Origin of the sequence: Mesorhizobium sp. RCC_202 (assembly GCF_041355295.1) — a bacterium.
In the GTDB taxonomy this organism is placed as follows: domain Bacteria; phylum Pseudomonadota; class Alphaproteobacteria; order Rhizobiales; family Rhizobiaceae; genus Mesorhizobium.
This window is the reverse complement of record NZ_JBFUPO010000003.1, coordinates 419437-446282: the sequence shown is the minus strand read 5'-3', so window position 1 is coordinate 446282 and position 26846 is coordinate 419437. Positions and strand designations below refer to the sequence as shown.

At 61.4% G+C, this 26846-nt stretch carries 28 protein-coding genes; 6 read left to right on the top strand and 22 right to left on the bottom strand.

What is annotated here, in order from left to right; genetic code table 11:
* Position 1 precedes the first annotated feature (1 nt).
* From AB6802_RS09610 to AB6802_RS09555, 12 genes are all read right to left on the bottom strand, one after another.
* Positions 2 to 2020 (bottom strand): hypothetical protein, encoded by a 2019-nt coding sequence (locus AB6802_RS09610; RefSeq protein ID WP_371009833.1) that lies wholly within the window; start codon positions 2018 to 2020, stop codon positions 2 to 4.
* A gap of 167 nt (positions 2021 to 2187) precedes the next feature.
* Positions 2188 to 2661, bottom strand: a complete 474-nt coding sequence (locus tag AB6802_RS09605) for a hypothetical protein (RefSeq protein ID WP_371009832.1) — start codon at positions 2659 to 2661, stop codon at positions 2188 to 2190.
* A 46-nt stretch (positions 2662 to 2707) separates the two neighbouring features.
* Complete coding sequence (locus tag AB6802_RS09600; protein WP_371009831.1) at positions 2708 to 2992, bottom strand: hypothetical protein; 285 nt, start codon at positions 2990 to 2992, stop codon at positions 2708 to 2710.
* 267 nt (positions 2993 to 3259) lie between these two features.
* Positions 3260 to 3871, bottom strand: a complete 612-nt coding sequence (locus AB6802_RS09595) for a T6SS immunity protein Tdi1 domain-containing protein (protein ID WP_371009830.1) — start codon at positions 3869 to 3871, stop codon at positions 3260 to 3262.
* 331 nt (positions 3872 to 4202) lie between these two features.
* Positions 4203 to 4499, bottom strand: a complete 297-nt coding sequence (locus tag AB6802_RS09590; RefSeq protein ID WP_371009829.1) for a hypothetical protein — start codon at positions 4497 to 4499, stop codon at positions 4203 to 4205.
* 11 nt (positions 4500 to 4510) lie between these two features.
* On the bottom strand, positions 4511 to 7114 hold the full coding sequence (locus tag AB6802_RS09585) for a hypothetical protein (protein WP_371009828.1): 2604 nt from the start codon (positions 7112 to 7114) through the stop codon (positions 4511 to 4513).
* A 1-nt stretch (position 7115) separates the two neighbouring features.
* Complete coding sequence (locus AB6802_RS09580; protein WP_371009827.1) at positions 7116 to 7637, bottom strand: hypothetical protein; 522 nt, start codon at positions 7635 to 7637, stop codon at positions 7116 to 7118.
* A gap of 3 nt (positions 7638 to 7640) precedes the next feature.
* Positions 7641 to 8282 carry a hypothetical protein gene (locus tag AB6802_RS09575; protein ID WP_371009826.1) on the bottom strand — a complete coding sequence of 214 codons (642 nt, stop codon included), beginning with the start codon at positions 8280 to 8282 and terminating at the stop codon, positions 7641 to 7643.
* A 111-nt stretch (positions 8283 to 8393) separates the two neighbouring features.
* Positions 8394 to 10859: a hypothetical protein gene (locus tag AB6802_RS09570; protein ID WP_371009825.1), complete on the bottom strand. Its 2466-nt coding sequence runs from the start codon at positions 10857 to 10859 to the stop codon at positions 8394 to 8396.
* Positions 10860 to 11459, bottom strand: a complete 600-nt coding sequence (locus tag AB6802_RS09565) for a hypothetical protein (RefSeq protein WP_371009824.1) — start codon at positions 11457 to 11459, stop codon at positions 10860 to 10862. It lies immediately after the preceding gene.
* A gap of 176 nt (positions 11460 to 11635) precedes the next feature.
* On the bottom strand, positions 11636 to 12625 hold the full coding sequence (locus tag AB6802_RS09560) for a Coat protein (RefSeq protein ID WP_371009823.1): 990 nt from the start codon (positions 12623 to 12625) through the stop codon (positions 11636 to 11638).
* Between the two features lie 117 nt (positions 12626 to 12742).
* Complete coding sequence (locus AB6802_RS09555; protein WP_371009822.1) at positions 12743 to 13648, bottom strand: hypothetical protein; 906 nt, start codon at positions 13646 to 13648, stop codon at positions 12743 to 12745.
* A gap of 112 nt (positions 13649 to 13760) precedes the next feature.
* Here AB6802_RS09555 and AB6802_RS09550 point away from each other — a divergent pair, with 112 nt between their 5' ends.
* Entirely contained in the window at positions 13761 to 14135 is a 375-nt protein-coding gene (locus AB6802_RS09550; protein WP_371009821.1) for a hypothetical protein, read from the top strand.
* 41 nt (positions 14136 to 14176) lie between these two features.
* Here AB6802_RS09550 and AB6802_RS09545 read toward each other — a convergent pair whose 3' ends face one another.
* Positions 14177 to 14749 carry a hypothetical protein gene (locus AB6802_RS09545; protein WP_371009820.1) on the bottom strand — a complete coding sequence of 191 codons (573 nt, stop codon included), beginning with the start codon at positions 14747 to 14749 and terminating at the stop codon, positions 14177 to 14179.
* Between the two features lie 280 nt (positions 14750 to 15029).
* Here AB6802_RS09545 and AB6802_RS09540 point away from each other — a divergent pair, with 280 nt between their 5' ends.
* Together AB6802_RS09540 and AB6802_RS09535 are read left to right on the top strand one after the other, a co-directional pair.
* Positions 15030 to 15347 (top strand): YMGG-like glycine zipper-containing protein, encoded by a 318-nt coding sequence (locus AB6802_RS09540; protein WP_371009819.1) that lies wholly within the window; start codon positions 15030 to 15032, stop codon positions 15345 to 15347.
* Between the two features lie 135 nt (positions 15348 to 15482).
* On the top strand, positions 15483 to 15794 hold the full coding sequence (locus AB6802_RS09535; RefSeq protein WP_371009818.1) for a hypothetical protein: 312 nt from the start codon (positions 15483 to 15485) through the stop codon (positions 15792 to 15794).
* A 58-nt stretch (positions 15795 to 15852) separates the two neighbouring features.
* Here the strand turns inward: AB6802_RS09535 and AB6802_RS09530 are convergent, their stop codons facing one another.
* The gene (locus tag AB6802_RS09530; RefSeq protein ID WP_371009817.1) at positions 15853 to 16152 is read right to left on the bottom strand and encodes a hypothetical protein; all 300 of its coding nucleotides are present in this window, start codon (positions 16150 to 16152) and stop codon (positions 15853 to 15855) included.
* Positions 16153 to 16163: 11 nt separating this feature from the next.
* Between AB6802_RS09530 and AB6802_RS09525 the strand changes: the two genes are divergently transcribed.
* Together AB6802_RS09525 and AB6802_RS09520 are read left to right on the top strand one after the other, a co-directional pair.
* Positions 16164 to 16583: a hypothetical protein gene (locus AB6802_RS09525; protein ID WP_371009816.1), complete on the top strand. Its 420-nt coding sequence runs from the start codon at positions 16164 to 16166 to the stop codon at positions 16581 to 16583.
* A 21-nt stretch (positions 16584 to 16604) separates the two neighbouring features.
* On the top strand, positions 16605 to 17027 hold the full coding sequence (locus AB6802_RS09520) for a hypothetical protein (protein WP_371009815.1): 423 nt from the start codon (positions 16605 to 16607) through the stop codon (positions 17025 to 17027).
* Between the two features lie 958 nt (positions 17028 to 17985).
* Here the strand turns inward: AB6802_RS09520 and AB6802_RS09515 are convergent.
* From AB6802_RS09515 to AB6802_RS09505, 3 genes are all read right to left on the bottom strand, one after another.
* Positions 17986 to 20196: a hypothetical protein gene (locus AB6802_RS09515; RefSeq protein ID WP_371009814.1), complete on the bottom strand. Its 2211-nt coding sequence runs from the start codon at positions 20194 to 20196 to the stop codon at positions 17986 to 17988.
* 302 nt (positions 20197 to 20498) lie between these two features.
* The gene (locus tag AB6802_RS09510) at positions 20499 to 20822 is read right to left on the bottom strand and encodes a hypothetical protein (RefSeq protein ID WP_371009813.1); all 324 of its coding nucleotides are present in this window, start codon (positions 20820 to 20822) and stop codon (positions 20499 to 20501) included.
* Positions 20819 to 22615 (bottom strand): portal protein, encoded by a 1797-nt coding sequence (locus AB6802_RS09505; RefSeq protein ID WP_371009812.1) that lies wholly within the window; start codon positions 22613 to 22615, stop codon positions 20819 to 20821. The genes AB6802_RS09510 and AB6802_RS09505 overlap by 4 nt, the downstream gene beginning before the upstream one ends.
* A 132-nt stretch (positions 22616 to 22747) precedes the next feature.
* On the opposite strand from AB6802_RS09505, the gene AB6802_RS09500 reads away from it, so the two are divergent.
* Entirely contained in the window at positions 22748 to 23371 is a 624-nt protein-coding gene (locus AB6802_RS09500; protein WP_371009811.1) for a class I SAM-dependent methyltransferase, read from the top strand.
* A gap of 82 nt (positions 23372 to 23453) precedes the next feature.
* Here AB6802_RS09500 and AB6802_RS09495 read toward each other — a convergent pair whose 3' ends face one another.
* From AB6802_RS09495 to AB6802_RS09475, 5 genes are all read right to left on the bottom strand, one after another.
* Positions 23454 to 24023, bottom strand: a complete 570-nt coding sequence (locus AB6802_RS09495) for a hypothetical protein (RefSeq protein ID WP_371009810.1) — start codon at positions 24021 to 24023, stop codon at positions 23454 to 23456.
* On the bottom strand, positions 24004 to 24627 hold the full coding sequence (locus tag AB6802_RS09490) for a hypothetical protein (RefSeq protein ID WP_371009809.1): 624 nt from the start codon (positions 24625 to 24627) through the stop codon (positions 24004 to 24006). The genes AB6802_RS09495 and AB6802_RS09490 overlap by 20 nt, the downstream gene beginning before the upstream one ends.
* 3 nt (positions 24628 to 24630) lie before the next feature.
* Positions 24631 to 25401 carry a hypothetical protein gene (locus tag AB6802_RS09485; protein WP_371009808.1) on the bottom strand — a complete coding sequence of 257 codons (771 nt, stop codon included), beginning with the start codon at positions 25399 to 25401 and terminating at the stop codon, positions 24631 to 24633.
* 459 nt (positions 25402 to 25860) lie between these two features.
* On the bottom strand, positions 25861 to 25986 hold the full coding sequence (locus AB6802_RS09480; protein WP_371009807.1) for a hypothetical protein: 126 nt from the start codon (positions 25984 to 25986) through the stop codon (positions 25861 to 25863).
* Between the two features lie 7 nt (positions 25987 to 25993).
* Positions 25994 to 26524: a hypothetical protein gene (locus AB6802_RS09475; protein WP_371009806.1), complete on the bottom strand. Its 531-nt coding sequence runs from the start codon at positions 26522 to 26524 to the stop codon at positions 25994 to 25996.
* Positions 26525 to 26846 lie beyond the last annotated feature (322 nt).

The window sequence follows — 26846 nt, the reverse complement described above, 5'->3', positions numbered from 1 at the left end:
TCTAGGTCCTCAAAATGCTGGTGATAACCAGGCGGCTCGTCGTGTCGACGAAGCCCACCAGGAAGACGATTTCCGTCGTCTGGACGGTAAGCGGGAAGCTCTCGACACCAGCCGCCGGCACGAGGTTCGCGCTCAGGCTCACAGTGCGCGCCGAGGTGACGGCAGTGATTTTCAGTACGAAACCAAACTGCGGTATCGCGTTGCTCGGATTGCCGATCGTAACGTTTGTGCCGGCGGCCAACGATGCGTTGTTGCCCAGCGACATATCCCATGAGACTGAAGCACCCGACGTGAGTGTCTGATAAGCCACCGTCGACTTCAGCGCCGCCGCAGTGAGCAACTTGCTGGCAGTACCGAGCTGGAATTCGCTATTCGAGGCGATAGCCGCCGAGGCGAGCGCCGCATAGGGAATCGCGCCCGATAGCCCCTCGTGGAAAATCCGATAGGCATTCGCGCCCATCGACCAGCCACCCCATTTTAGGGCGTTGTCTGTGTCCAGGCCGAGATTGCCGGCGTAATTTCCGCTGCGCTGAAGGGTGATGAATGCCGCGGCGCCCGCATTGTTCGGGGCATTGACCATGAGGCCATAGGTGCCTAGCGCAGGCCCGCCGCTGACCCCTATAGCTTGAGCGCCAGTCAGCGTGATCTGCTGGGACGTTGCGAAAGTGTTTGACGATGCCTTCAAGGCCACGTTGCTCACAGCAACGCCGCTGTCCTGCAGGACTTTGCCGCCCGTTCCATTGAAGCTCGGGAGATTCCCCGAAGTGGCCGACGCCGGCCCAGTCGCAACCGATCCGGCTGCAAGGCCGCTGTCTTTGCCAGTCTTGCCGGTTGTGCCTGCGAAGCTGACAAGGTTGTCCGTCACCGATGAAGCCGGCCCCGAAAAGTCACCCGTGCCCGCACCGTCGGCGCCCTTGTCTCCAGTTCGCGCGAATTCCAACCAGCAGGCTTCGGCGTTTGCCAGCGCTCCGGCACCGCCGACATAGGTCAGCGTCAGCTTGCGGTAGCCAGTTCCATCAACCACGGAGCCGGTGACATTGAACACGTGCTTGGTCGCCGCCGTCGTTTTCGACCGGATCGTCAGCTTGCCTTTGATCGTATTCGTGCTGTCATCGAACGTGTCCAGGTTTCCGGTCTGGCCTGTGCCATCGCTGTCCTGGTTGTCGATGTAAGCGATCGTTGCGGAGCCGATCGTCGCATTGTTCAAACGGAAGATGCCATTTCCAGGATCTGCATCGGCCGTGGTGGTCGAATAGACGTAGGGCATTGCCTGGGCCGCGTTGGCCGCAGCCGTGGCGCTTGCCGCGGCAGCGGTCGCCGAATTGCCGGCATTGGTCGCAGCGGCTGACGCCGTCGACGCAGAGCCAGATGCAGCGGTTGCGCTATTGCCCGCGTTTGTTGCCGACGTTGCCGCCGCGGTAGCGCTGTTCCCGGCAGTGGTTGCCGAGGTCGAAGCGCTCGTTGCCGAACTAGCCGCCGCCGTCGCGCTGTTGCCAGCATTCGTTTCGGAGGTCGCGGCATTGCTTTTCGAGGTATTGGCCGCAGTCGCCGAGTTCGCGGCGTTCGTTGCCGAAGTGCTCGCCGCCGTCGCAGAACCTGCCGCAGCCGTGGCGCTGGCCGCAGCATTGGTGGCGGCGGTCTGAGCATCGCCCAGCGTGTTCTCGGAAAGGTAAAGCGTGATCGAGATCGGTGAGGTATCGATAACCGGCTCGTCGGTCTGGAAGCAGAAGACCTTCGACCCCATCAACGCGCCAGACTGCACATGCACCGTCGTGCCCTTCTGCAGCGTGCGCGCGGTGCGGGCGTCGGCGGCGCGGGACCATTGGCCTTCGCTTGCGGTGTAGATGCCGTTTTGCGTCTGGTCGGCCTGGTTCTTGACCAGCACGCGGTCGCCGACTTCGGCGGCTACGGCATCGATGGTCTGCAAGCCGTAAAGGGTAATGTTTGCCGTGGTCGCCAGGCGCACGGGTTCGCGCTCGCCGGTCAACAGGCGAACGGCGGCAGTTGCAGGTCGGGCCATAAGGCTTGCTCCATGAAAAAAGCCCCGCGAAAGCGAGGCTTGAAAAGGATTTTTAGAGGGAGTGCGCGGATTGAGACCGGGCGGTCCCGGCCCTTCTCGGGGCGCTTGCGCAGATAGTCATGTGGCCGCCTAACTTGGCCGAGCGCCACTGCCACCGCACGGTTCAACTATGTTTTAAGCTCCGGAAGAATTCTCTCGTCGAGAAATTTGAGGCGGCTCGCCAGCATTTCGGCGTTTGCGGGGGTTGCATCGACATTGACCGGTATCAGTTTGGCCACCGACTTCCCCTCGCGCGCCGCCTCGACCCAATCTTCAAGGGCGCCGATGTAACCATCAAGAGCCTCGAAGGGTGTCCTGGCGTCGTCAGCCGGGATATAGGTTGGTGGCAAGTCGCCGACGATCACCCAAGTCCATTGGTTCACCTCCGGTCGTCCCGGCTCTATCTCAAACAGGAAAATGTAGATTATTCCATCGGCGCCATATCCAAAATATTCGCCTTTGATGGATACGACCCAGTTGTAGAATTGGAGATATTGACGAGCCTCAGTTCGTGCGGAATCGAGGTCGGCGTCTCCGGTGCTGACATCAACGGGTGGCAAGCGGATGACGCTGGCCAGGTCTAGCTTTGCAGGGTTGTCCATTGGATAAGACCGACGCGCCTGGGGTTTCCTATTGGTCTATGCGCTATCAGCTTGCAGGCTGGCTTTGTCGGCGACGCCCGCGAACGAAGTCGACAATCAGCCAGACCAACTGAGCGACGACATAGACTGGGCTGTGAGACCAGTCTGGCGCCCCGGTGTGTGAGTAGCCGTAGGCCGCGGCGACAACGGCGAGCGCCGCGCAAATGACATGCACCAGCAACAGGCGCGCCACGCCCCCGTTCCGGCGCTTTGTGATCCATAGCAACAAGCGGCTTAGCAAAAATGTCGGAACCAACGCCCCGAGCAGCATCGCGGCAGAACCTGCACCCATATAATTCCCCCTTGTCTACGCGTGAATACGTTCGAGATTCTGAAGCGGCTATCACCGAATGCCACCAAAGGCGAAAATGACCGCCTCCAGGCCCTTCGCTCCACGTTTTGCAACCTAAGATTTCATACATGCATTAAAAGTTGCATTCAAGCTCACCCCCGTTAAAAAGAATGCCGCCTGGATCTGCGTCCCATCACTCGCTCCGACCCGCGGCCCGTTGCACAGGATCGTGCTGAGATATTTGGGTCGTTTTCAGCTCTCTCGATGTCACCCGCCTTTGACGTTTATCCGCGTCCCTTGAGGCAACCCCCTCGTCTTCGCAATGAGCTGAGCCGTGATGTGCCAATAGACTTCCAGGTCCGTCAGTTCCAGATTTTCGCTATCATCTTTCCCGCCAAGAAAGAGCGGGACGTTGTAGCCGATGCATTGGTCATAGGCAGGTTCGGCGCCGCCATTCCCGCGCCATGTCGCGTAGAAATTCGAGGCCAACGCGGCGTCCTGATACTCGTCCAATTCGACTTCATGAAAAGTCCGGACATTGGCTGGTATCTGAAGCGCCTCGCCGGTCCCTGGCTCGAACATCACGACACCAGGCTCTCCACCCTCGGTTCGTTTGGTGTCGATGGCGAATGTACTGCCCAGCCAATCGTACCCAAAACAGGTGACCCGCCCGGCAAATGCAGGGAAGCCCAAGACTATTCTGCTGCTCCAGGCAGCCAAATCCTGAGCGCGGACGATACGGTAAAGCCCGTGGTTGAATGAGACGCCACTGAAGCTGGAAAACAGTTCGTTCAGGCTAGGTACGCCGGTGTCTATCCTGGCGAGTTCAGGCTTACCGCCTGCATCTGGAGAAAAGCTTCGCTGAAATTTTGGAAACATTACCGATCTCCGATCGTTACTTTGCCGATTCTCGTCCCAGAGGGCAGATGCTTTGTTTGGTGATATATCTGGGGACCTAGGCTTCGGTTGACACTTGAATCCAACGGGGCCATGTTATGCTGAAATCGTGAACCGGATACGGCTTTCGCGGGTGACGCTTCGGCAATTAGGTGCACTGTCACCGTAATCGTCGTGGTTCGCTAGACCGTTCGCTTTGAGCCATACGAATGGCGGAAGCCTCAGATCTGGCTGCAACTCCTTGAACATATCAGAAATAGTGCTTTGCAGTGTTGTTCATGACCTAGTCGGCTCCACCCTCTCAAAAGTACTTTTATGGCTCGCCAGCTCTCTTGGCTCGCTTCCATGGTGAAGATTTTGTCTCACGCCAAGCGTGCCAACCATAAGGTAAATCAGCCAACTCCATGACAGTCTCATCCTTATCGACTATTTTTCTTAAGGCCATAATCATTATGTCGTCATCATCAAATTCCTCTGAATCGTGCGCGTGAAATTGCCATGCTCCATCGTCATTGTCATGCACAACGCGAGCAATCCACCCGTTGCCGCGTATAGCCTTCCTGTTTACAAAAACAGCTACGTTTTCCGGATCTTCGAATTTCCAAATCATAATTTCTAGCTCTATTTGTTAGATTTCTTTCTATTTCTCGTGCCCGCCACAATCCTTGCATTACTATAGCTATTTGTTCCAGGAGTTTTTGACCTATCGGCAGGCGATACCGGATCAATATGGTCAAATTGAGCTTCATTTTTCGGTGGCGTTACGCCTTTTTTACTCTTCTTACCCGGAACCAATTCTAACCCATCTTCGTCATCTCTTAAAACTCCGTCGTTCCTTCTCATGTTCTCTTCAGCCATCTTCACCTTCTGTACTCTGGTGAAATCCTTGCCCGGCCCCACAGTTGGCGGATCCTTTAGGTGCGAATAAGGCCTCGCTATGACTTCATCGGTCGAGGCGCCTAACGGCATTTCTTCCGCTTTGGCGACCAATTTTGATGGGTCTACATCATCCGAAATGACCTTTGGCTTTGCAACGGTCGAACTAGCTGAAAATCTCGCCGCTATCCGGCTGCCAATCGCACCGAGTCCCTCGGCAAGAACATTGCCGCCAGCGCCCCCAAGCACGCCGCTGAGTACGCCCTCGGGAATGCTTTCATCGGTGTTGTAGGCGTACACCCCGCCGTAGGCGCCACCAGTCGCGGCACCCACGGCTGTGCGTGTGCCGAAGCCAGCCAAGCCGCCGCCTTCCGCCGCAGCGCCGGCTCCAGCTCGACCCAGTAAACCAAACAGCCCTTTCGCTGCGCCATAACCGGTCAAACCGGCGCCAAGAGCCTCGGCTACCCAACCGGCGTAGCCAGCCCTGTCCTGCGCATCCTCTGTCTCAGCCTGCTCGCGGGCCAGACGTTGCTCATAGCTCTCGCCCGGTTCCGAAGGTGCTAGCTTCGCGACAAGCGTGTCCGCGCCTCCGGCGGTCGCACCCTTGGCTATGGTTCGGCCGATGTCGCTAAATGCCACGCCAGGCTGCTGCAGCCACGACAAGGTGCTGTATTGAGCTTGGGCGGGATGCTCCCCGACCCAATCGAGACCCTTCTTGAGGACCGCGACCTGCGCTTCCAGCAACTCCGGCGTGATGCTCGGATCCTTAGCGGCCCTGGCTCGCCACCGGGCTTCCGCCAGCAGTGCGATTTGCTTCGAAATCGCCCTGCGGGCGCCCGGGTCGCGAACCGCCAGGACAAGAGAGCTCAACTCGGCAAGGCGCCCGTTGAACGGCTTGCTCGGGTCGATGTATTCCGCAGCCTGCCGGTCAGCGAAATCCCAAGGCAGCGGCAATTTTTTATTGAGACCCAACTGCTGCTGGGCAGCTCTTGCCCACGCAATGGCGGCCTGGAATTGCTCTGGCGTTTTGACCTTGCTCCAATCCGGAGCGTCGCCCCGAAACAGCTGACTGACATAGGCGACGGGATCGGCGTCGCGGGCGGCCATGATCAGTTGGGCGGCGCCGGTATTGATCTCGTGCTGTTCGTGCTCTTCCAGCGATCCGTCGGGTCCCGGTTCGGCATCGCGAAGCTCGGCATGGATCGCCTGGTTCGACGCCGCATGCATGTCGGAATAGGCCTTGGCGACACCGGTGGTGATCCGGAAATGCTTGAAACGGTTCGAGCCCTCCTCCGCGCCATAGACGTTGAAGAAGTCCTGCGCGGTCGGCTCTTCCTCTTCAGGATATTTGCCGGTGGCAGCGATGACCGCCGGCGCGTTCTGCTCGGCAAGCATGACTTTCGCATGCGCACCGATCATCTGAGCGGCGGTGGCGTTGTTCGCCTGCGCCTTCAGCGCGGCGATATCGCCGGGCTTCAGGTAGGTGACGACATCGGGAAGGATAGCCGTTTGGCTATCCGACGGCGGCAGTTCGCCAAACGCCTGCGCCACCATTTCGTCCGGGGTTTTTTTTGCGGCTGCTTCCCTCTGCGCCGCACCAAGCTGCGCGCGCACCGTCTCGCCCATGCCGTCGCCGGCCACCGCGCCACCGCTCAGCATCTCGGCGGCGCGGCGCGGGTCTTGCGCGATCAGCGCCTGCATGCGCGCCTTCGCCGTGCCGGCGCGCCAGGCGGCTTCGGCCTGAAGCCTGATGCCGGGGTCGAGGTCCATCTTGGCGAGGAGATCGAGGCCGGTCTGGCGGGAAGCATCGAAGGCGGCTTGGTCGTTCGGGTCGCTTTGCGCGATGTTGTTGAGCTCGGCGGTCTGAACCTCGGACACCTGGTCCTGCTCATATTGCTTGCGGCGCTGAAGTTGCTGTCCCGCCATGCGCCGTCCGCCGACAGCGCGCAGCGCTTCCTTGCGCGCGGCAAGGCCGGGGCGAAGGTCGTCCGGCACCTGATTCAGGAAATTGCCGAACAGCGTGTCGAACCAGCCGGTCCTCACCACCTGGCCGGTGCGCGGATCGACCTGGCCGTACATGGCGTCGTGCAGGCCGGCGCCGTCGGCGGGCGCGTTGGCCACGGCATCGGCTTCAGCCTTGGCGATCTCGCCATTCAGCCTTCGCGCGGCGATCTCGGTGTCGAAAGCCTGCTGCTGCGCCTTGCGCTGCTCGTAGCGCTCGGCGGCCGCCTGCCAGCGATCGCCGAACTGCGCCACCGCCTCGCCGACGGGCGAAGAGTCCGGATACTGCACCGGATTGCCGGTATCGAGCCGCCGCTCGCCGGTCAGAATGGGAATGACATGGACCATTTCAGTATAGGCCCGTGTAGCCGCCGATAATGGCCCCGCTGGCGCGCGGCGAGAGCGACGAGCCGCCGAACGTCACGGATCTGGCCGGATCGTAGAGGCCCGACAGCCCGTCGATGAGGCCGCTACCGGCCTTGAAGATCGAGGCCGTCATCGCCTGCTTGCCCTGGAAGCGCGAGATCGCAGCCTGCGCGTTCAAATTGTTTTGGCGCAGTTGCGAGCCGTACTGCATCGCGTCGAGGTCCGTCTGGCCCTGCCGGGCATTCGCCGCCAGCACTTCCGTCGGCGAGCCGGCAATGCCGACTCCGGATGCGCCGGCCTGGGCGCGCGCCTGGGCCTGGAGCAGATCCTGCTTGCGGCGCTCCTGGTTCTGGTCGAAGGCGGCGGCTTGAGCGTCCGCCTGCGCCTGTTGCTCGTAGGCCTTGGCCTGGTAGTTGGCCAATTGCTGCTGCTGGGCGCCTTGCATCAGGGCGCCGCCGACCGACACGGCCGTGCCTGCCAATCCGATAAGGGCTATTGTGCACATGGTTCAGCCTCGCTTGGGATTCTTGACCGCGCCGACGACGGGCGCGCGCAGTGAGGGGCGCGGGTCGAGCGCGCCGCCGGTGCCGAGCAGCGACAGAAGCTGCCGGTCGGCCGCCAAGCCGGCACGGCTGAGGCGCGCGGGGGCAGCCGCGCGTGACCCGGCCATGGCGGCGCGGCGGATGGCGGCAAGGCTCACCTTCAGGCGTGACAGGCCGGCGCCGTCGAACAGGCCGTTGGCGGTGGCGATGGCGCGCGACAGCGCGTCGGCCTCGAACAGTTCCTCGCGCAATTGCTCGACCAGCCGGCGCGCGGCGCGCCAGCGCGCGCCGAGCAAAGCGGCCTTGCCTTCGATCTCGTCGGCAAGCGCCTCGATATCGGCGCGCGCTTCGGCCTGAGCCGCAATCGCCTGACGGCTGCTGGCGGCGGCGATGACCTTTTCGAGCTGCGCGATCGTGTCGTCGCAATTGTCGAGCGAGGCGCGGGCGGCGGCGAGATCGCCGTCGCCGAAAATCGCGCGGTCTTCTGCGTGGCTGAGGCCTTCGCGGCTGGCGACGGCCTCGGCAAGGTCGGTGTCGAGCAAGGCGATGACGGCGGCAAAATCCGCAGCCGTCCGCGCCCTGCCGAGAGCTTCGGCATGGGAGGTCATGAGTGGGTTCCTTGGGTGGTGGAGCGGAGGAGAACCAATCTCCCCCAACAAGCAGGAGATCAGCAGCTTCTGCTTCTGCTCCTGCTTCTGCTTCTGCTTCTGCGTCGGCGCCTACGGCTCCGCGTCGAACACCGGCGTGAACGCCCTGATCGTGCACGGCGTCGGGTTGACGTGGCGCATCCGCACCTTGCCCTGCCCGGCCCAGCTGTCGTCGATCGGCACCTCGACATCGCCGGTGTAGAGTTTTGCCTTGCCGTCGGGCGCCACGATCGAGGGCATGCGCACGGCTTCCCAGCGGCCGCGCAGACAGGACTGCACTTCGAGGCCAGTCGTGTCGGTCTCGAGCAGCGACAGGATGAGTTTCGCCACCTTCTTGCGGCGCCCGATGAGCGAGCCGTCCTGGCCGCCGACATCGAGTTCCAGCGTGTCGGCCTCACTCTGGAACGGCAGCCCGACCTGCCATTTCGCGGCGGTGGCGCCGGCGGGCAAGGTGATTTGCCCCGACCCGACCGTCAGACCCTTGTAGACCTTGCTGTCGGCAAGGACATCCACGGTCTGGCCGTTGAGATGGGTCAGCCCTGACACGGTGCCGACGGCGGCGCCGGAATAAGCCAGGCCGCAGTCGACGGCGAAAGCATCGCCGAGGTCGCCATATTCGAATGGCGCCTGCATCATCTCGATATAGCGTCTGGTCACCCCACCAATGGTGCGCTTGACGATCAGCCAGACGGCATCGACGCCGGTCTGGCCCGGGGTAACGCATGCGCTTTCGACGATGGCAAAATCCGAACCGCCGAACGAGCCGGCGATACGGTGGCGGTGCAGGCCGCGAACCTCTTGAGACGGCTGGTGCGTATAGCCACCGAGTTCCCCGTTCTCCAGGGGAAACCAAAGGATCGGATCCGGGTCGGTCTGGTAGGCGAGTTCGACGACGCCTTTTTTCGGGATGTGCTCGGAGATCTGCCCGATGTCATCCGACTGGTAGCGTCCGGTCTGCACCTGGGTGAGCTCGGCAATGGCCTTGCGCGAGCGGGTCACGTAGAGGAACGACTGGCCGGCGTCGACCGGCCGGATGCTGGCACAGCCCAGGGTGCGCGAGCGCCTGTTCTTGAAGGATGACGGCGTCAGCGCCTCGTCGATGCCTGAGCCGGACAGAGCGCGCACGCCGCCGCTGGTGCCGATGAGCAAGGCCCCGTCGGAATCCGCGATCCAGACGATGTCGTTGGCCTGGCCGCCACCGGCCTGGACGAATTCCAGCGCATCATCGTCCTTTTCGCCCAAGGTGAAATTGTCGAAGTCGCCGGTCTTCGACGCATAGACCGAGAATTTGCGGCTGAAGGCCAGGCGCTCTTCAAAGAGGGAGCCGCTTTCCAGATACTTGCCGGGAACCAGCGTGCCAAGCCTCCAGCGAGTGACTGGTGAGGCGTCGGGCAGCGCGTGCCCATACATCCTGACCTTGACGACTGCCGCGCTGGTGCGGCTGGTGATCTTGCACCAGCGCCACACATTATCGGAGCCGAGCAGGCGGATGAGCCGGCCGACATCGCTCGTCTGAAAACCGGCGCCGTCGTTGATGCCGGTGATCGATGAAGCCGTGAGGTCGAACGGCGCCATTGCGTCGCCGCTTTCGGCCATGGCCAATTCAGCAATGCTGCTTCCGCTGGCATCCGGCCCGCCGCCGCCCGAAAACTCATACTTGTAGTACTCATAGGACGTTTGGTTCTGGAAGTCGTAGAACCTGGCTTCTGAGCCTGACCAACCGCGCTCGCCGCTGCGACTGTCGAGCGACACGTAATCGGTACCGTTGTTGGAGCCTTTCAGCGTCCACTGGGTCGGGGTATCGCCATACTGCGCTGCGTTGGCCGAAGCGGCTATCCAGTAGTGATTGACGACCTTCCCTTGCCCGGATGGAAATTGGTACTGAAGCCATCCCGCGCTGTCGGCCGACATCTTGACGCTTTCGCCGATGCTTCGATTAAACACCTGCCAAGCAACGGCGACGCTGGTGTCGGTCGTGACTGTGCCGCTTGGCGCGGTCAGTCCCGTCATCTTCGGCGTCGCATGTCCGGTGCTCGCCGGGGTCAGCGTTGTCGAGGTGTCGTTGATGTCGTCGAACGGGCCATCCTGAATTTCGAAGTCGTCAAGCGTCCACGTTGTGTTTGCGGTGCGGGTGAGCGTCTTTGACGGGTAGTTGCGGTGCGTGATCCACATCTGATCCGCGGACTGCACATATTGCAGATCGAACAGGTCCGCCTCCAGATAAGGCGATGCGATCTCGACCGTGCCGACACGCGCGCCGTAAGCGTAGACGCGGATGTAGAGGTCACCGAATTCCAGGCAATAGGCCTGGTCCGAAGAGAAGACGAAGGGGATTGCCCGCGTCTTCTTCGACGACGTCTTCACCTCGCCGACGAAATAGGTGCCGCCGCGGGCGCGGATGCCGCCATGCGGAAGGGTGATGAAGTTCTCGCATTTGGCGAGGGCTGCCCGATAGAGATCGAGCGAGGCGCGCGAGTGCAGCCTGGGCGAGATCTCGCCACGGGTGAAGACATCCTGGACCGGATAGAGCGCAGTCATCTAGCGAAAGCTCCTCAAATCACCGCGCGCTGTCGCCCAGGCGCTGGTGTAGAGCCGACCGCCGCGCTGGATAGCGTTGGCGGAAAAGGCGGTGTCGAGGGCGCGGTCGTAGGCGGCGCGCGCAATGTCGATCATGCCGGACTTGTGGGTCAGCGGATGCGCGATCTTGATGGCCAAGGCCGCCACCAGCACTTCGGTGAACAGCGCGTCCCAGTCGTTCGGATCGGTGAGGTTGGCGAGGTAGCGGATGGTCAGCGGACCGGGTTGGTCTGAGTAGATCAGCCCCGCCTCCTGGCGCCAGGAAATGGGCACGCCATCCGGCTCGCCATTTCGCGTCAACGGTAGCGGTCGGATGCAGTCGGCCGGCAATTCGTAGACATAGTTCAGCGTACAATCGCCACCGCCCGTCGCCGAACCTGGGACGGATGCCGACAGGATGGCGAACACCCAGGCATGCCTGGCCAGTTCGCCTTCGCGGGTGAGATCGAAATGCAGGTTCAAGAGCCGCGCCGCCTTGACGTCCTGATCGAGACTGTCGATCGGCGCCTCATCGAGAACGGCGAGCGCCATGTTGGCGATGTCGAGCGGGGTGATGGCCATGGGTCAGTGATCCGTGGGTGGGAGGTGAGTTGCGTCTTTCTCCCCGTTCACGGGAGAAATGCCCGGCAGGGCAATGAGGGGCAGCGCCGGCAGCGGCAACTTGAAGCGCCGGCGCTGCCCCGCCTGCCGGTGTCCTCTCCCTGTATAGAGACGGGGAGAGGAGCGCTTCGTCGGCCTTACGCTTCCGTCGTCTTCAGCGCGATGAAGCTCATGTTCTTCACGCTTGACGCCGTGCGGTCCCAGTTGACCGCCAGCGCCAGCTCGGCGTCGGTGGCGAATTCGCCGACGGTCGAAGCGTCGAGGAAGCGAGTGCCGGGGACATGCGCGACGAAGTGCCGGCGGCCGACCATTTCGGTGACGCCGCCGCCATGGCCCTGGCGTGGCTTGCGGTCGAACTCGAGCGGCCCGCCTTCGGAGCTGACCGGCAGTTCGTTCCACAGGATCGCCTTGTCCTTGAACATGAAGGCCGTGTAGACGCCGCCCGCCACCGGGATGTCGTCGTCGACCACGCAGCGCAGCCCCATGTAATAGGGGATGAGCGGCCCGCCCTGTTCGGAGGACGGCACGTAGTCGATGAGGTCGGCGAGTTTCAGCGCCTTCATCTGCTTGGAATGCATCCAGATGGTGCGGAACTTGTCGGCGCGGTCGCCCATCAGATAGGCCGCCTCGATGATGTCGGTGTCGACGATCGAGGCGCCGGTGGTGCGCACCAGGTCGCCGGCGTCATTGGCGACATTGTCGGCGAGCACGCCCTTGAGGATGCCGAGCAAGGTCAGCTTATTGGCGCGCTGCCAGTATTCCGTCTGGCGGCGCACGATAAGCTTCTGCGGGTCGTCGCCGGCAAGGATCGCGGTGAGGTCCGGAACGCCCCAGGCCTGGGCGCGCACGTTGCGGGCCGCGACCTCGCGGCGCGAGCCGATCTTCTTCATCTCGATCGAGTCGGCCGGATCGTCATTGACCGGCTCGGACGGATCGTTGCCGAGATCCTTCCATCCGGGCATGTCGACCGAGCGGCCGCCCATCGAAAGTTTCGAGGAGATCGAGGGGTCGGCAAACAGGATGCCGGCCTGGTAGATTTCGAGGGACTGGACGTGCTCCTCGAACGAGTACTGGGCATAGACGGACGGAACGATCGCGTCCGCGATGCGGGTATAGGCGTCTGCCATTCTTTTGTTCCTTTAGGGTTGAGGCGGCGAGGACGCAATTCCGGGAAATGTGTGAAACGGTGAGGCGCGGCAACTTCGCCGTCGCTTTCCGTGCGGAAATTGCGCCAAGCCAAAGAGTCAGAGCGGGTTGTTGGGCATCCAGAGATCGGGGTTTTCGCCCGCATCCCTGGCCAGCCGCCGGGCACGTTGAGGGTCGCTTTTGACAAGAGCCGAGATGGCCGAAATGTTGCGCTCGCCGGCGGCGTTGCGCCGGAAGGGATTTTGGCCCTGCAGCACTCCGTCGGCGTCGATCGTGTCTTCGCGGAACATCGCCTCGCCGATGGCATGGAAGGCCCGGGCGACCTGCGGATCGGTCAGCGCGCCGTCGGGCAGAAGGATGCCCCTCTGTTTGTAGGCGTTGACCAATCCCAGCTTCTTCATCGCCCGGTTGGCGACCTCGAGCTTCTGGCGAAAGCCATCGCTGTTGGTCGGCCCCCAGTCGCGCACCAGTTCGTCATGCGTGACTTCCACCGAGCGCGACAGCGCCGCCTGCTGCTGGGCTGCCTGCTCGGCCATGTAGCCGACGAAGCGGTCGTGATAGGCCTGCGCGGTTTTCGGGCTGGCGCCCGCTTCGACCGCCCAGGCCTTGGAGGCATTGGCGAGCTCGTCCGAATAGGCGAAGTTTTCCGGCAGGTTTTGCGGCCGCCGGTATTCGACTTTTTCGGCCGAGGTCAAAGGACGCATGGCCTCAGGCAATCTGGAATGGAACCTGTCCCATTCCTCCTTCGGCGCGTCCTTTGACGGAACGCGCAGGCTTTCGCCCTGCTGCCGTTCCAGTTCCGCATAGGATGTGAAAACCCGATCGAGGTTTTCGGCCCTGGTCCAGCCCTTGGCTTCAGCGAGCTTGCGGTTGCCTTCGGAAAGACCGTCAAACCAACTTCTACCGGCCGCCGGGGCGGACCCGTTGTCCCCGGAAGCCGGAGGCGGCGCCAGGTTGCCCGCCGGCCGCGAAGCCACGGACCCGGCCTCTGCCAGATCTGTCATGTGATTTGTCCTTTGTTTGAGAGAACTTTCTTGCAGGCGCGTCGAAGCCGGGCGAAAAGCGGCCATGCCCGGTAAAAATGACGCGCCCAGTTTTGCGTTGGACGCCTCGAACATGTTCGAGCCGCTCCTGCAGGCCGAACCGTCCTTTCGCGCGCAATGGGAGCGATTCCGGCAGGAATGGAGCGGTGAGGAGAGCCCGCCGCTTTACCTGGCGCTGTCCCAATTGGCCGAACACCTGATCGCAAGGCTAAGCGCCGGCGACACCGGTCGCTTCGACGGCGTTTTCGATGTCGTGGAACGCTGGATCGTCGAGGGCGACAACCATGTGCGGGAAGCCGCGGTCGTCGGGTTGCTCGAGGATCTGCAGAATTCCAACCTGCATCGAGCGACGCGCCCTGAGGATTTTCTGCCGTGGCTTCGGCCACAGTCGGCAATCTGGTGGGCGAAAGTGGATACCTTCTGGGCCGAGGGACGCCCCTTGGCGTGAGCGGGGCTCAGCGCCTTGTTGTGGGGAGATAGAGGGCTTGCCTACGCGTTGTCGCCCCAGTTCTCCCACAGCAGTGTGATCGTGCCGGTGACCGCGAGCGTGCCGTCGGCGTCGATATCCGTGCCGGTGGTGAAGGCCAGGTTGAGATAGAGGTCGACCGGCGTCGTTGTCCCATCGAGCGTCGAGGCGGCGGCGATGTCGGCCGTGGAGGCCGAGGAGAGTGCCGCGCCAACGCCGTCCAGCGTGCGGCCGGTCGAGGCCAGCACATTGACCATCGTGCCGGCGAGCGTGGCGCTGGACGCCGCGGCCGAACCCAGCGACCAGGTGAGCGCCGCATTGTCGTTGATGGTCGACGCTCGGGTGGTGAGCACGGCGAATTGCAGCCTGGCCGTGCCGCCCTTGATGCGTACCTTGCCGTCGGCAAAGTCGAAAATCTTCTGGGAGGCGTAAGCGAGCGCGTCGGTGACCGGCACCTGCATGCCGGCGAAGGTGAAGACGGTGCGGTAAGCGCCGCCCTGCCCGCTGCTCACGGCCTTGAGGCCAAGCTTGGGCGGCGAAAGGCCAGCCTCGCGGGCGGCGGCGCGCGCCAGGGTCCGGGGAAGTCCTCGGGTCATGTCATTTCTCCATTCTTGGGGGGAATTTTCGTCGGCCAACGCCCACTTACGACGACGCCAGCCGGCCAAAGCTATGAAATTGAGTCCGCAAGCAGCGCTAACCCGTTGTTCGCGCGCGTCCTTTCCGGTTTGGAAACCATGGTCTTCAACGACCGCGAAACCGTGATTCACTTCGTGAGCCGGCGCGCCGCCGTTTAGCCGCAATGCAACAGCACTTGGGCGAAATCGCCCCTGTTTTCAGTCTCTTGTCAGTTCCCGGGGCTTCAGAGGAGTTCTCGTGATGATCATCAAGAAGGCCATTCTGGCGGTGCTTATGACCGCAGCGCTTGCCGGCTGCGAGACGCAGACCGAAGGCCAGCAACGGGCCACCACCGGCGCGCTGGTCGGCGGCGCCGGCGGCGCGTTGCTCGGCCAGGCGATCGGCGGCAACACCAAGAGCACGGTCATCGGCGCAGCCAGCGGCGCGCTGCTCGGCGCCGTCGTCGGCTCAGCCACCACGCCGCAGCGCCGCGAAGACCAGCAATGCCGATATCAGGACCGCTACGGCCGCATCTACATCGCGCCCTGCGACGACCGCTACTACAACGGCAATTATTGATCGCGCCGGCTTTGCCTTCTCCCCGTTCCACGGGGAGAAGGTGCCCGAAGGGGCAGCGCCAGCTTCAGCGATGCTGGCGCCATGGGCAGGAATTAGGCATTGTCGCCGCGATCTACGGGGGGACCAATGCGCATAATGACGATATTGCTGCTGGTGCTGGTCGCGGCCATGCCGGCAAGCGCCAATGAGACAACGCACCTTGAAAATCGCATAGGCGATTGCCTGCGGCTTCCGGCGGCGGCGATCGACAACCGCGTCAAAGTTGTTTTCGAGGTGACATTGGACGAGAGCGGCAAGGTCAAGTCGGTCGCCGTTACATCCTACGAACCTCACTCAACGGCCGCTGCGCAAGCGGCCCAGCAACTCACCGGATCGGTACGCAAGTGCTGGCCGCCAGGTGTGAAGACCAGCCCGATGCGTCTTGTCGTGGATTTGCGCGGACTCTAGCCACGGATCGCCGCTGGAACCGGAAGGAAATTGGTGCACTGTCACCGTAATGCCGTCGTCAGCCGGCCTGTTCGATCTGCTCGATACGGATGTCAGAGCTTTCAACGCATTGCGCAAAGCCGAGAGCATCGGTCGCCAGTTGGGAGCGAGACATTTCTGGATCGGGTTGCAGGACAGACCGGCAAAGCCGTGAAACCCCGCAAACGAGGCCGCCGGCGACAAGAAATTGGTGCACTGTCACCGTAATACTGTCACCGTAATACTTCGCCAGACCTGCCAACAGGGATGAAATTCGGTTGGACATGTCGATAGAACCAGCTACAACCATTGTAAGTATTTTTTTCCAAATCACAACCATAGGAGGCATCGTTGCGCTCGCTCATTCTCGCCGCGATGGTGATGCTTGCGCTGCCGTGCGGCGCAGGGCGGACGGACGACCTGGATCAGCCGGAAGCTCTGTTCAAAAGCTGCCCGAAGGGCGTGCTTTTTAAGGCGGACGAGTCAGGTGTTGTCGTGACCGTGATCAGACAAGGCTCCGGCAAGGCATGCTTCTCGGACGATTGCAGCCAACTGGATCCGGCAACGGCGGCAGAGGTGGTGACAAAGGAAGGCGAGCATGGATTCATCGCCGGGCCTATGCTCTCCTACATGTTCGCGGTGGATCCGAAAGTCGTCAAGGACTTCCAATGGCGCCCCGCCGAAACCGCATCCACAACATTCTACACTGTTCGCACGGATGACGGCAGCGACGTGGACTTCACCCTTCAAGACATTGGGTGTGCCCGCTAGATGCAACCGCAGGAGATACAATTGCGATCATTTGTTATTGCCGCATTGGCTTTGCTTGCACTGCCATGCGGCACGGCCCGGTCAGATGACCTGGATCAGCCAGAAACTTTGTCGAAGAGCTGCCCAAAGGGCGTACTCTTCAAATCGCTTGAGTCGGGGGCGCTGACCACCGTAATCCGACAAGGTTTCGGCAAAGCCTTCTTCACGAAGGAGAAGGATCAGCTGCAACCAGCCACCGCAGCTGAGTTGAAAGGCGAAAATGAGGGCGAGCAAGCGTTCATCTATGGCCCTAGGCGGTCATATATGTTTCTAACCGATGCAGATGCCGTCAAGAATTTCACCTGGCGCCCCGCCGAAACAGATCCCAACGCGTTCTACACGGTTCGGACCGATGATGGCGACGAAACTCGATTTACACTCGTCGACCTTGGATGCGCGCCTTAGACTTGGATACCACTATCGACCTTGATGCCGCGACGCTGTCGGGTATCGCGCCCAGGCGATGACGCCGATATTGGTCGATCATTGCTCCGAGGGGTAGTAATCCTCCGGTAGATATATATTGAACGGTGCGGGGCGATACGGCTGAAGTGATTTTTCCGTTCCATGATGGTGTCTCCCCAATATAGGTCCATCAAATTTAGAAATATAGTCTTGATTGTTCTTTGTCGATTCTTCGGGATTGGCGTGTTGCAAGTGGCTTCCTACGACTGAAGGAGCACCGGCCATGCGCTCAGCTAGGTGTCTATCTACAAGCGCGGAAGCCCTGGCAAAGCGAGCATCATCGACCGGCACTTGATCAACGTTATCTCGATTGTGCTCCCACGACGTTGGACCGTTGACATCGGGAATTACGGTGACAGTGCACTTTTAGCTTTCAACCAGGCTATAAGCAAGGCCATGGAACCCGGCAAACGGAAATTGGTGCACTGTCACCGTAATTCCCGTAGTTCCGTAATTCCAGCAAGGTACCAATCAAGAGAAATAATGCACCGTAGTGCACCGTAATGGCGCTTCTCGCCTACTTCGGGCCGCAACCTGTCCCCAGGCACGTCATTCCATATTCCTTCATCAGTCGGCGGGTGACTAAGTCTCTGATGCGCTCCTTCTGTGCTTCATTCAGACCCTCAGTCGGACATTCGTCGATTGCATATCCGGCCGCGACGTCCGGGTTACCTTGATTGCGAGCCTTCTTCAGGACACAAGAGAATGCGCTCCACTCTTTCGCGGAAAGGGTGATTGCGGCAGACGGCGTTACATCGAGCCCCACGAGTAAAAAGGCGATCAAGACCAAACGCACCTTCGTGAACCTCTCGACCTGAGCCAATCCGACGTCATCATATTTAAGTCGCCTGCAAGCCGAGCACAACGACGCTCAGCCTTGTTACGAGGCTCTCGATGACTAGTTCGCCGATGGGTAATAATCCTTGGGCAGATTGATGCCGAACTCTCCAGGCCGGTACCGCTGATTTTCATCGGTCGTGCCGTGCCAGTGCTGTCCAAGCCTCGGGCCATCTAGCTTATTGATCCAGACGAGGTTCGCCGCATCCGAAACCTTCGGATTGGCATAGTTCAGATTGTCGCCAACCTTAGACGGCGTACCACTTGCCCGTTGTAACAGATACTCGTCGACCATTTTTGACGCCTTCGTAAAGCGAGGATCATTGGCCGACAGTTGGTCGACATTATTTCGGCCAAGAGGAATAGTGTTTTTGCTGTTAACGTCCGAGAATTGCGCCCAGGAATTGACGACTTCTGAAATATCGTGTCCCCAATGCTCTGACGCCAACCGATTTAGAACCGTGTCGATGATACCCTTGGCCTCGTCGTCCCCGTCCTTGACGAACCATTCGGTCATCAGCGTCTTCTTCAAACGAAGAATGTCCGCCGACGACAAATAAATAGATTTCGCGAATTTTGCGGGTCGCTCGGAATCGGCATTATCAGAGCGATCTGTGTTCGATTGCATGCTATGCGCGGTTGGCGCCTCGGACAGGGTCGCCTCGATATCGTCCAACTGCTTGGCCAGCGCCTTGCGCCACTTCGGGTCGACAATTGCCTCCAGCGCTTGCTGCCGCGCTTTCTCGGGATCAGGTGAATCGCCCCAGGCCTTGAGCAAGCCCTCGGCGTCGGACTGCGGCAGCGGTTGAGGCTTCGCGATTCCCAACTGACGCTGAGCCGCAAATGACTGGGTAAGGGCGGCCTGCAAATTCTCCGGCGTCGACAAATCCTTGAGGGCAGCATCGAGGCTCGGGGCGACTTTGCGGGCATAGCCCGCCGGATCGACCTGCCTTTGCTGGATGACCAACGCGGCGGCGTCCGCATTGAGCTCAAAGCGCTTCTCATCTCGTTCAAAGCGTGCCTGGTCCTGCTTGTACATTTCCGGATCTTGCTTCGGCGAGAACCGGTTCGGGACGGGTTTTGCAGCGAAGATCGACGCGTCTACCTCGCTGGTGGGCGTAACACGCATATTGGCAACATATGGGCTGACATCCGCCCTCCAATTGAAGTTCCTGGATCGGTTTCCACCCTCTTCCGCACCGAAGACTTGGGCGAACTCGGCATCGTCATGTCTTGAGCCGGAATAGGGCTCCATATTGTCTATGGCGGCCTTTGCCTTCTGCGCGTCGGTGTTGAGGCCGGCATGCATGGATATGAAGCTTGCAGCATCCGCGCTGCGGGCCTGGCGAACGAGATCGCCATACGAACCGGGCGACAGTTCGGCCAGCAGAACGTCGATCGGGACACGATCCAGAGATGCCTGTCCTACCCGTTCGCTTGGGTCCACCTTGCGGAGGCGATCCTCTTTCTCGTCAGACACAACTGAGCTGTCGGGTTGCCTGACAGAGCCGGTGGTGATGCCATCGATGCCCTGCTCAGGCGGGTTGATTCCGTTGCTGGGAGCATCTTTCAACCCAAGTAGATTGAGAGCAGTTCGCGGATTCCTGGCGATCAACGCCTCAACCCGTGTCTTTGCCGCGCTGTCGCGCCACGCCGCTTCGGCCTGCGCCTTGGCTTGCGGGTCCAGGCCCATCTTGGCGAGGAGATCGAGGCCGGCCTGCCGGGAGGCATCGAAGGCGGCGGTGTCGTTCGGGTCGCTTTGCGCGATGTTGTCGAGCTCGGCGGCCTGAACCTCGGACACCTGGTCCTGCTCGTATTGCTTGCGGCGCTGAAGTTGCTGTCCCGCCATGCGCCGGCCGCCGACCGCGCGCAGCGCTTCCTTGCGCGCGGCAAGGCCGGGGCGAAGGTCGTCCGGCACCTGATTCAGGAAATTGCCGAACAGCGTGTCGAACCAGCCGGTCTTCACCACCTGGCCGGTGCGCGGGTCGACCTGGCCGTACATGGCGTCGTGCAGGCCGGCGCCGTCGGCGGGCGCATTGGCCGCCGCGTCGGCTTCAGCTTTGGCGATCTCGCCATTCAGCCTGCGCGCGGCGATCTCGGTGTCGAAGGCCTGCTGCTGCGCCTTGCGCTGCTCGTAGCGCTCGGCGGCGGCCTGCCAGCGGTCGCCGAACTGCTCGACAGCCTCGCCGACCGGTGAAGAGTCCGGATATTGCACCGTATTGCCGGTATCGAGCCGGCGCTCGCCGGTCAGAATGGGGATGACATGGACCATTGGCGGTTTCCTGGCAGGCGGCTTTGAGAGGCGCGGGCGGTGGCGCAGGTGGGGACGGCTGGAGCGTTGCTCGTTAGGGCGCGGCGCCCGTGACAGCTGATCTCCCCCCTCGTGGGGGAGATGTCCGGCAGGACAGAGGGGGGCGCCGTAGAGCGCCTACGACGACCGAGACTGAAACGGACTTCAGCTAAAAATCCTGGCGAAGCGTCTGGAGAAAACACTACAAGGCCGGCGGGACAGCGCCCCCCTCTGCCCTACCGGGCATCTCCCCCACGAGGGGGGAGATTGGCAGTTTCGGCGCCTCACCTCTCCTCCGCTCGCGCCGCCTTCTCCAGCGCCGCGAGGTCGCCTTCTTCCAGCGTCAGGAACCCCATGATGTGCTGCACCACTTCGGCGCGCGCGTTGGAGAGCGCGCTGTGCAGCTCGAAACCTTCGGGCGTCCTGGTGCGCGCCAGCCAGTCGCCATAGGACGGGCGGCGGTAATAGCCTGTCGTGGCGGTGAGGTCGGCCAGCACCAGTTCGCCATCCTCGCCGGAGAAGACGCGGCGATAGGCTTTCGTCAGCGCCTCGCGCGCGGCCAAGGGGCCGCCGGCGTCGGAGGGACGGGCAAACCGTTTGCGGGTCATGCGCCGCCGCCTGCAGCAGGTGCAGCGCCCTGCCCGCCCGCGCCTGGCGCGCCGGTCGCGCCGCCGCCAGCCGCGCCACCTTGAGTGCCCTGCAACATCCCCTGCAGGCTGTCGAGCAGGCCGCTGTCGCGCGCCTGCACCGCGGCCGGCACGGCATCCTTGGCCACCTTGCCGGCGGCGGCGATCGCCGCCATGCCGGCCTGGGCTTGTTGCGCTTGCGCCCTGGCGCCACGCATACCCTCCACCTCGTCCTTGCGGCGGAAAATGCGCTGCGGGCTGCGGCCGGCGCTTTGGACGACGCGGATCGCCTCGTCGCCGTCGATATTGTCCATGATGCCGGGGTCGAACTGCGCCATCTGCATGGCGGTGGTCACCACCTGGATGGTGTCGCGGGCTTCGGCCGAGCGGCGCAGCACGTCGAGCGGACCGGTGAAGGTCGGCCGCACCGTCTTGCCCGGCAGGCTCTTCGGCGGCGCGAAGCGGCTGTCCTGGTCGTAGAGGCCCTTGTCCTCCAGGATCGACAGCTCGCGGTCGAGATTGGCGGCAAAGCCGGCCTGGATGATCGAGCCGGAGGGTCCGAGCAGCGCGCCTTTCTCCTCCTGGCGGATCAGCGCCTCGGTGGCGGTCATCTGCGGGTTCTGCACCAGGGTCTGGAACAGATTGACGAACATCATGTCGCGGATTTCCTCCGCCCGGCTCGCCGCATAGTCGAAGGCATAGCTCGGGTTCTGCCCGGTGGCGATCGGCTGGATCAGCGGCCGGCCATTGTCGTCGATGAGCCCCGGATAATTCTCGCCCGGATTGAGCACCGGCACATAATCGAGCCTGGCTTTCGAGGCCGTCGGCGGATCGGTGATCTGCTGCAGAGCGCGGAGCCCAGAGCGGCGCACGGCGTTTTCCTCGCGCACCGTGGTCAGCGCCTCGATCGCCGGCGAGATGCCATAGGCGTCTCCCTCATAGCGGCGCCAGTTGAAGGTCGAGACCGGAAAGGTGCGGAAACCGCTCTCGCGCACGATCTCTTCTTCGTCCTCGACGACGTGATAGGAGGCGAAGGCGGCGTCGAGATATTGATAGGAGCCGCCCTGGCGGTACATGCGGCGCTCGTCGCGCGGCTGGACGCACTGGATGAGCGAGATTTTCTCCTCGCATTTGGCCGGATCATCGACCAGCGCCTTGATGCGCGCCGGAAGCTTTTCGTAGCCCAGAAGCTGCGCCGCCTGGCGCGCCGTGCGCTCGTAGCGGCGGTGGAAAATGTCGACCTGGCCCCAGCGGTTGCGCGACAGATAGCCTTCGACCACGGGGATCGAGGCATAGCGGATCAGCGTGCCGCCGAAGCCTTCTTCGGCATAGAGATAGGCCGGGCCGTAGCGCACGACGTTCCTCAGGCAGGCCTGCGTGGCCGGCACGAAGTTGGAGTTGGCCGAATAGCGCAGAGCGAACAGGAAATCACGAAGCGCTTCGGCCCATTCCTTCTCCTCGTCGGTCTCCTCGTCATCCATCTCGGCCGTGGTCAGGCCGTGCCATTTCTCCGACTGCGGGATGATCAGGCTTTCGAGCCCGGCGGCCAGCCGGTTGGCGGCCGAGTTGATGGTGTTGGCGTAGACGCGCGAGCCGCGCCGCTCCTGCCGCTCGGCCTGGCTGTCGCCGCGGCTCGTGCGGCGACCCGACCAGATGTCGGGCGCATCCGGATCGCAGAACTCCGCCACCGCCTCCCAGACGGGCTCATAGGTGGCGCGTTCGGTCTCGAGTTCGGCCTGGCGCGACAGGATATCGCGGGCACGGGAATCGGTCATGGGGATCTCGCTTGTTTGGCGGGGGCGTCGAAGCCGCCAATCTCCCCCCAAGGGGAGATCGGCAGTTCTGTCATCTTTTGCGCACTTCTTGGTGCTACACACGCCATCGCGGCGGGCAGGAGGAGGTCGAGAATGACAAGCCTTGCCGGCGCCCTGAAAAATCGTGGCAAACATGCCATGAAGCGGCTGCTTCGTTACGACAGCCGCAACTGGCTGCGCATCCGCCAGATCGAGGCCTTCACGGTCTTTCTCGAAGCGGCCAATCGAAAGTCGCGCGACGTGATCGAGATCTCGCCGGGGTGGAACCGCTATTGGCGGGCGATGTGTCCCGACTACCGCTCGGTCGACTTCCCCGATTTCGATATCTGCAAGGATCGCACCGGGGAACAATATTCGATCGTCATTGCCGACCAGGTGCTGGAGCACGTGCAGCGCCCGCACGCCGCCGTCGCCAACATCCACGCCATGACCAGGCCGGGCGGCTGGGCGATGGTGGCGACGCCGTTCCTGTTCAGGGTGCATGCGCGCCCGCACGACTACAATCGCTGGACGCCCGCCGGCCTGAAGCAGCTGATGGTCGATGGCGGCTTCGCCGAGGACGACGTGCAAGCCTTCGGCTGGGGCAACAAGGCCTGCGCCAGGGCCCATATCGGCGGACCGGTACGGGCTTATGGCGTGTGGCGGGATTTGAGCAACGACGAGGAGTACCCGCTGATGGTGTGGGCGTTTGCGAAGAAGGGCGCGCCACAAAGCTGAATGAGGAGCGACCTTTAACCCCTAGTTGTCAGCCTCAACGCCGGACGGCTTAGGTCAATTCGATTCCACATCAGGCGACCGATCAAATCATTCCCAACTGCTCAAATGCAAACTCGGTCATCTCAATGGTCTCAAGATCCTGGCGGAATGCCTCGTCGCAAGCGCAAATGTGCCTGTAAGGCCCCGCCAGACATGTCGCCAGCAGTGCTCTCGCGGCAGCTCGTTCCGCTTTGCGCTGCCTCTCCGTGGAATCACCCGATTTTGGGTGAAGCTCGATTTGAAAATGGGCGTCCTCACCATTCTCAAACCGCCACCGGATCTGAATTTCGTAATAGTTGAGGCTAATGTCAGTTACAGCCCCGTAACGCATGTCGTAGAAGCCAAGGTAGTGAATGGCTTCGGCAACAGGTGCGGGAGGACGCTGATTCTTCTCTTCCAATCGTTTATTGCCGGCAACAGCCGCCCTACACCCATATTTATGCGCACCATCGACAGTCTCCAGGAGATACCTTGAGGCCACCGAAAGCGCATGAACGTTCTTGTCTACGGAATCCAACCGCAACAAAGCTTCGATATCAAAGACATCGTTAGGCCAAGATTTCGGAAAGAGTATGGATCGGCAGAGTAGGTCGTTAGGGAACATCTGCGGCACTGATGTCGCTCTTCGCCGAAGGCAACCCGCCGAGTTGCATAATCCAATTCTTTAAGTCATCGGGGCTCTTGAATGACAGCTCTTGTTCGCAACGAACTTTGGACTTTTTGTTCATTTCGAGCAAATCGAGATCCTCGTCCGCAATCGTCAACAGTCTCTTGAGAACGGTGGAGTCCCAGGTCAGCACTAATGAATCGCCCTCATGAGGGAACATCTTCGGCGCATCAAGTTCGAAATTGTTCCACAGAACCGCCACGATTGCTTCCGAATTAGCAGCCGTCTTGGCATCGATGTAGAAGTCATCGTGCTCCGGGAGCCTAGCCATTCGCCTAATTGTCTCAAGCAGCTTGGCGAAGCGGATTGAGCGATCGCCATTCGGGCGCTCCGGCATCGTGAAAGCATTGCTCTCAAGCCAATGGTATCTAAAATCAGTCGGCGTGCACTTCGTATCAGTAGTGTCCGATATTTCTTCTGCGGTCGTGAAAGACGGCCAAAACGCGCGCGTCGACGGAGTGACTGCACTATCGGAACGCTCTTGTGTGGAACGAGTGCCGCCGGAAAACGAGCCGACCTGGGATGGCATAAAAAAATTACGATGGCGCATAACTCAACCCCTTAGGCCGGATATAGAACCAGTGGCCGCAACCCGCAGGATCTCCTGCGCAATGCCACTAAATATGGGCTCGATGCGAGCCGGTTCAATGAGCTTCCCATCCGGGACAGTGTTAAAGTCGTAGTGTCTTCTGGCTACGTACCGCACAGAATTCTGCGACGTCTGAGCTCCTTGCGGACCCATTTGTAGCAACATAGCTTGAACTGCCCCCACCGATATTTGCATGATGCGATTAATCGGCACTTCGTCAATACGCTTTCGAGCGTTAATTTGAAACATCAGATCGGATACATTTTCAATCTTCGGGTCAAAGCCGGCTGACTTATAAAATTCAGCGGCTCCTTCCGAGTTCCCTTCAACCGGCTTCAGAAGTGTCAGAATAATAGAAAGACGAATAACTCCCGATTCGACAAACGCTGCACCGGAAGCAGCTTGAACTAAGTCACCAAGAGTTTTCTTGTAGTCGAACAAAATGCCGAGCGGTTCGCTCTCAGCCTCACCACTTGTAACAATCAAATCTAAGCGCCCAGGCAAAACCTGCGCTTGGAGGTTAAGGGCATCTTTGGACGCTGCCGCAACGCTGAGAAAAGGATTAGCCGGACCCGGCACCCGATTACGCTGTGTTTGATCTGGCTCTATGCCCCAGACGGACTTAAAAACCGCAGCAGCATCAATGTCGGCAACACTGGGCAAGAACCACGCCATTTGGACCACTTGTCCACGCCAATCAGGCATAAAACCCGTTCCCCCCAAGGCTTTTTTCATTTTCAATGCCTCACCCTGCGCTGAAATGCAACCTATGTGATGTCCAAATAGATGGGTCCAATGAGACCGTAAGATGTCGGCGGGCGACGAGCAACCAGGTCGGTTGCGACGATCGGCACCGTTGTGTAGTAAAATCAACCACTTGCAGTTAAAAGCGGGTTAAGTCAGTCAGGACGGCTTTTTCGCCAAGCCCAATATGAAATGAATGAGCCTGTCCAGATGCCTCGTCTTGCGGCCAATGCCTCGCCCTGCGCTTTCGCATAGAATGCGGCACTCTATCGTGGCCAGTCGAGCGTATGGGCAACCATCCATTCCCAGTGTCGATCCCGGCTGCCGGGCATCTCCCCCCGAGGGGGGAGATTGGCTAATCACCGCCTTTTCACCAGCCTCGCGTGCCGGCGCCAGTACCACCAGTCGAGCACGCGGCGGCGAAAGCTTCGTTTCATCGCGGTCATGGCGTCACACTCCCAAGAGCACGCGGCGCTGGCCGGTGAGGTCGCTTGGCGCAAGGTCGGTCTTGACCGTGGCGGTCGTGCCCTGGCGCTGCTCGAGCTCGGCGCGCAGCGCTGCCTCGCGGTCCTGCACGTCCTTGTCATTGATCGTCGGCGCCGGCGGCAGCGGTTTCAGTTCGGGGGGTTTTTGAAAGAGACACATGGTTCCAGCTTTCTCTTGTCCAGTCATAAAGGAAGAAGTCTTCGCCGTTGCGGCCATAGGCCGGCAGTCGGCAGCGTTGCGTGGCGCCGAGCCTGTCCAGCCAGCGCAAGGCAAGACCGTTGCCGGCCAGCGCCCGCGCCTCGACCCGCCAGGCACCCCTGGCCGCGACCTCAGGCCCGAGCACTTCATGGAAGAAGCGGCTGATCCCGGGCACGCAGCGCTTCATGCGGCGCGTGCCCCAGCTCCAGGCGATCCACAGCCCGCTCCGCTGCTCGGCGGCGCCGAAGCCGGCCTCCGGATTGCCGTCGAGCTCGGCGACATAGGCAAAGCCCTGAAGTGCTGTCAGCGCCAGAAGCGCCGGCGACCAATGGTCGAGCTGGCAGTCGATCTCGGCCCGGTCGTCGGAGCGCAGATTAGCGGCGATGTAGGAAAGGTCCCGCAGCGTGGCGGGGACGATGCGGATGGGCATGGAAGGGCCTGCGTCATCAATCCGAGCGTCAGATGCCTATCCGTCCGTCATCACCTCGGGAGAATGACAATTCCGGCAAATCACTGGCGCGGACGATTTCAGTTAGGTATCTGGAGAGTTGAGGACTTCGGCAATATGCAATTCGTAGAGGTAAGCCGATACCAAGAGGCACCCTCAGACGGATTGGCTTTGCATTGCTCGCTGTTGCAACCAGCGCAGCCGCACCGGGAGATAACGCTCTGGCGCAGGATAACGAAGCCGTATTCAACGGCCAGACGCGCCCCGACAAGGTACCAAGTGATTGGATTGGTTCGCCTACTCG

Bases quoted from the DNA above. Each gene is read 5' to 3' on its own strand.
- AB6802_RS09610 (WP_371009833.1), bottom strand. From the start codon at position 2,020: ATGGCCCGACCTGCAACTGCCGCCGTTCGCCTGTTGACCGGCGAGCGC.
- AB6802_RS09605 (WP_371009832.1), bottom strand. From the start codon at position 2,661: ATGGACAACCCTGCAAAGCTAGACCTGGCCAGCGTCATCCGCTTGCCA.
- AB6802_RS09600 (WP_371009831.1), bottom strand. From the start codon at position 2,992: ATGGGTGCAGGTTCTGCCGCGATGCTGCTCGGGGCGTTGGTTCCGACA.
- AB6802_RS09595 (WP_371009830.1), bottom strand. From the start codon at position 3,871: ATGTTTCCAAAATTTCAGCGAAGCTTTTCTCCAGATGCAGGCGGTAAG.
- AB6802_RS09590 (WP_371009829.1), bottom strand. From the start codon at position 4,499: ATGATTTGGAAATTCGAAGATCCGGAAAACGTAGCTGTTTTTGTAAAC.
- AB6802_RS09585 (WP_371009828.1), bottom strand. From the start codon at position 7,114: ATGGTCCATGTCATTCCCATTCTGACCGGCGAGCGGCGGCTCGATACC.
- AB6802_RS09580 (WP_371009827.1), bottom strand. From the start codon at position 7,637: ATGTGCACAATAGCCCTTATCGGATTGGCAGGCACGGCCGTGTCGGTC.
- AB6802_RS09575 (WP_371009826.1), bottom strand. From the start codon at position 8,282: ATGACCTCCCATGCCGAAGCTCTCGGCAGGGCGCGGACGGCTGCGGAT.
- AB6802_RS09570 (WP_371009825.1), bottom strand. From the start codon at position 10,859: ATGACTGCGCTCTATCCGGTCCAGGATGTCTTCACCCGTGGCGAGATC.
- AB6802_RS09565 (WP_371009824.1), bottom strand. From the start codon at position 11,459: ATGGCCATCACCCCGCTCGACATCGCCAACATGGCGCTCGCCGTTCTC.
- AB6802_RS09560 (WP_371009823.1), bottom strand. From the start codon at position 12,625: ATGGCAGACGCCTATACCCGCATCGCGGACGCGATCGTTCCGTCCGTC.
- AB6802_RS09555 (WP_371009822.1), bottom strand. From the start codon at position 13,648: ATGACAGATCTGGCAGAGGCCGGGTCCGTGGCTTCGCGGCCGGCGGGC.
- AB6802_RS09550 (WP_371009821.1), top strand. From the start codon at position 13,761: ATGTTCGAGCCGCTCCTGCAGGCCGAACCGTCCTTTCGCGCGCAATGG.
- AB6802_RS09545 (WP_371009820.1), bottom strand. From the start codon at position 14,749: ATGACCCGAGGACTTCCCCGGACCCTGGCGCGCGCCGCCGCCCGCGAG.
- AB6802_RS09540 (WP_371009819.1), top strand. From the start codon at position 15,030: ATGATCATCAAGAAGGCCATTCTGGCGGTGCTTATGACCGCAGCGCTT.
- AB6802_RS09535 (WP_371009818.1), top strand. From the start codon at position 15,483: ATGACGATATTGCTGCTGGTGCTGGTCGCGGCCATGCCGGCAAGCGCC.
- AB6802_RS09530 (WP_371009817.1), bottom strand. From the start codon at position 16,152: ATGGTTGTGATTTGGAAAAAAATACTTACAATGGTTGTAGCTGGTTCT.
- AB6802_RS09515 (WP_371009814.1), bottom strand. From the start codon at position 20,196: ATGGTCCATGTCATCCCCATTCTGACCGGCGAGCGCCGGCTCGATACC.
- AB6802_RS09510 (WP_371009813.1), bottom strand. From the start codon at position 20,822: ATGACCCGCAAACGGTTTGCCCGTCCCTCCGACGCCGGCGGCCCCTTG.
- AB6802_RS09505 (WP_371009812.1), bottom strand. From the start codon at position 22,615: ATGACCGATTCCCGTGCCCGCGATATCCTGTCGCGCCAGGCCGAACTC.
- AB6802_RS09500 (WP_371009811.1), top strand. From the start codon at position 22,748: ATGACAAGCCTTGCCGGCGCCCTGAAAAATCGTGGCAAACATGCCATG.
- AB6802_RS09490 (WP_371009809.1), bottom strand. From the start codon at position 24,627: ATGCGCCATCGTAATTTTTTTATGCCATCCCAGGTCGGCTCGTTTTCC.
- AB6802_RS09485 (WP_371009808.1), bottom strand. From the start codon at position 25,401: ATGAAAAAAGCCTTGGGGGGAACGGGTTTTATGCCTGATTGGCGTGGA.
- AB6802_RS09475 (WP_371009806.1), bottom strand. From the start codon at position 26,524: ATGCCCATCCGCATCGTCCCCGCCACGCTGCGGGACCTTTCCTACATC.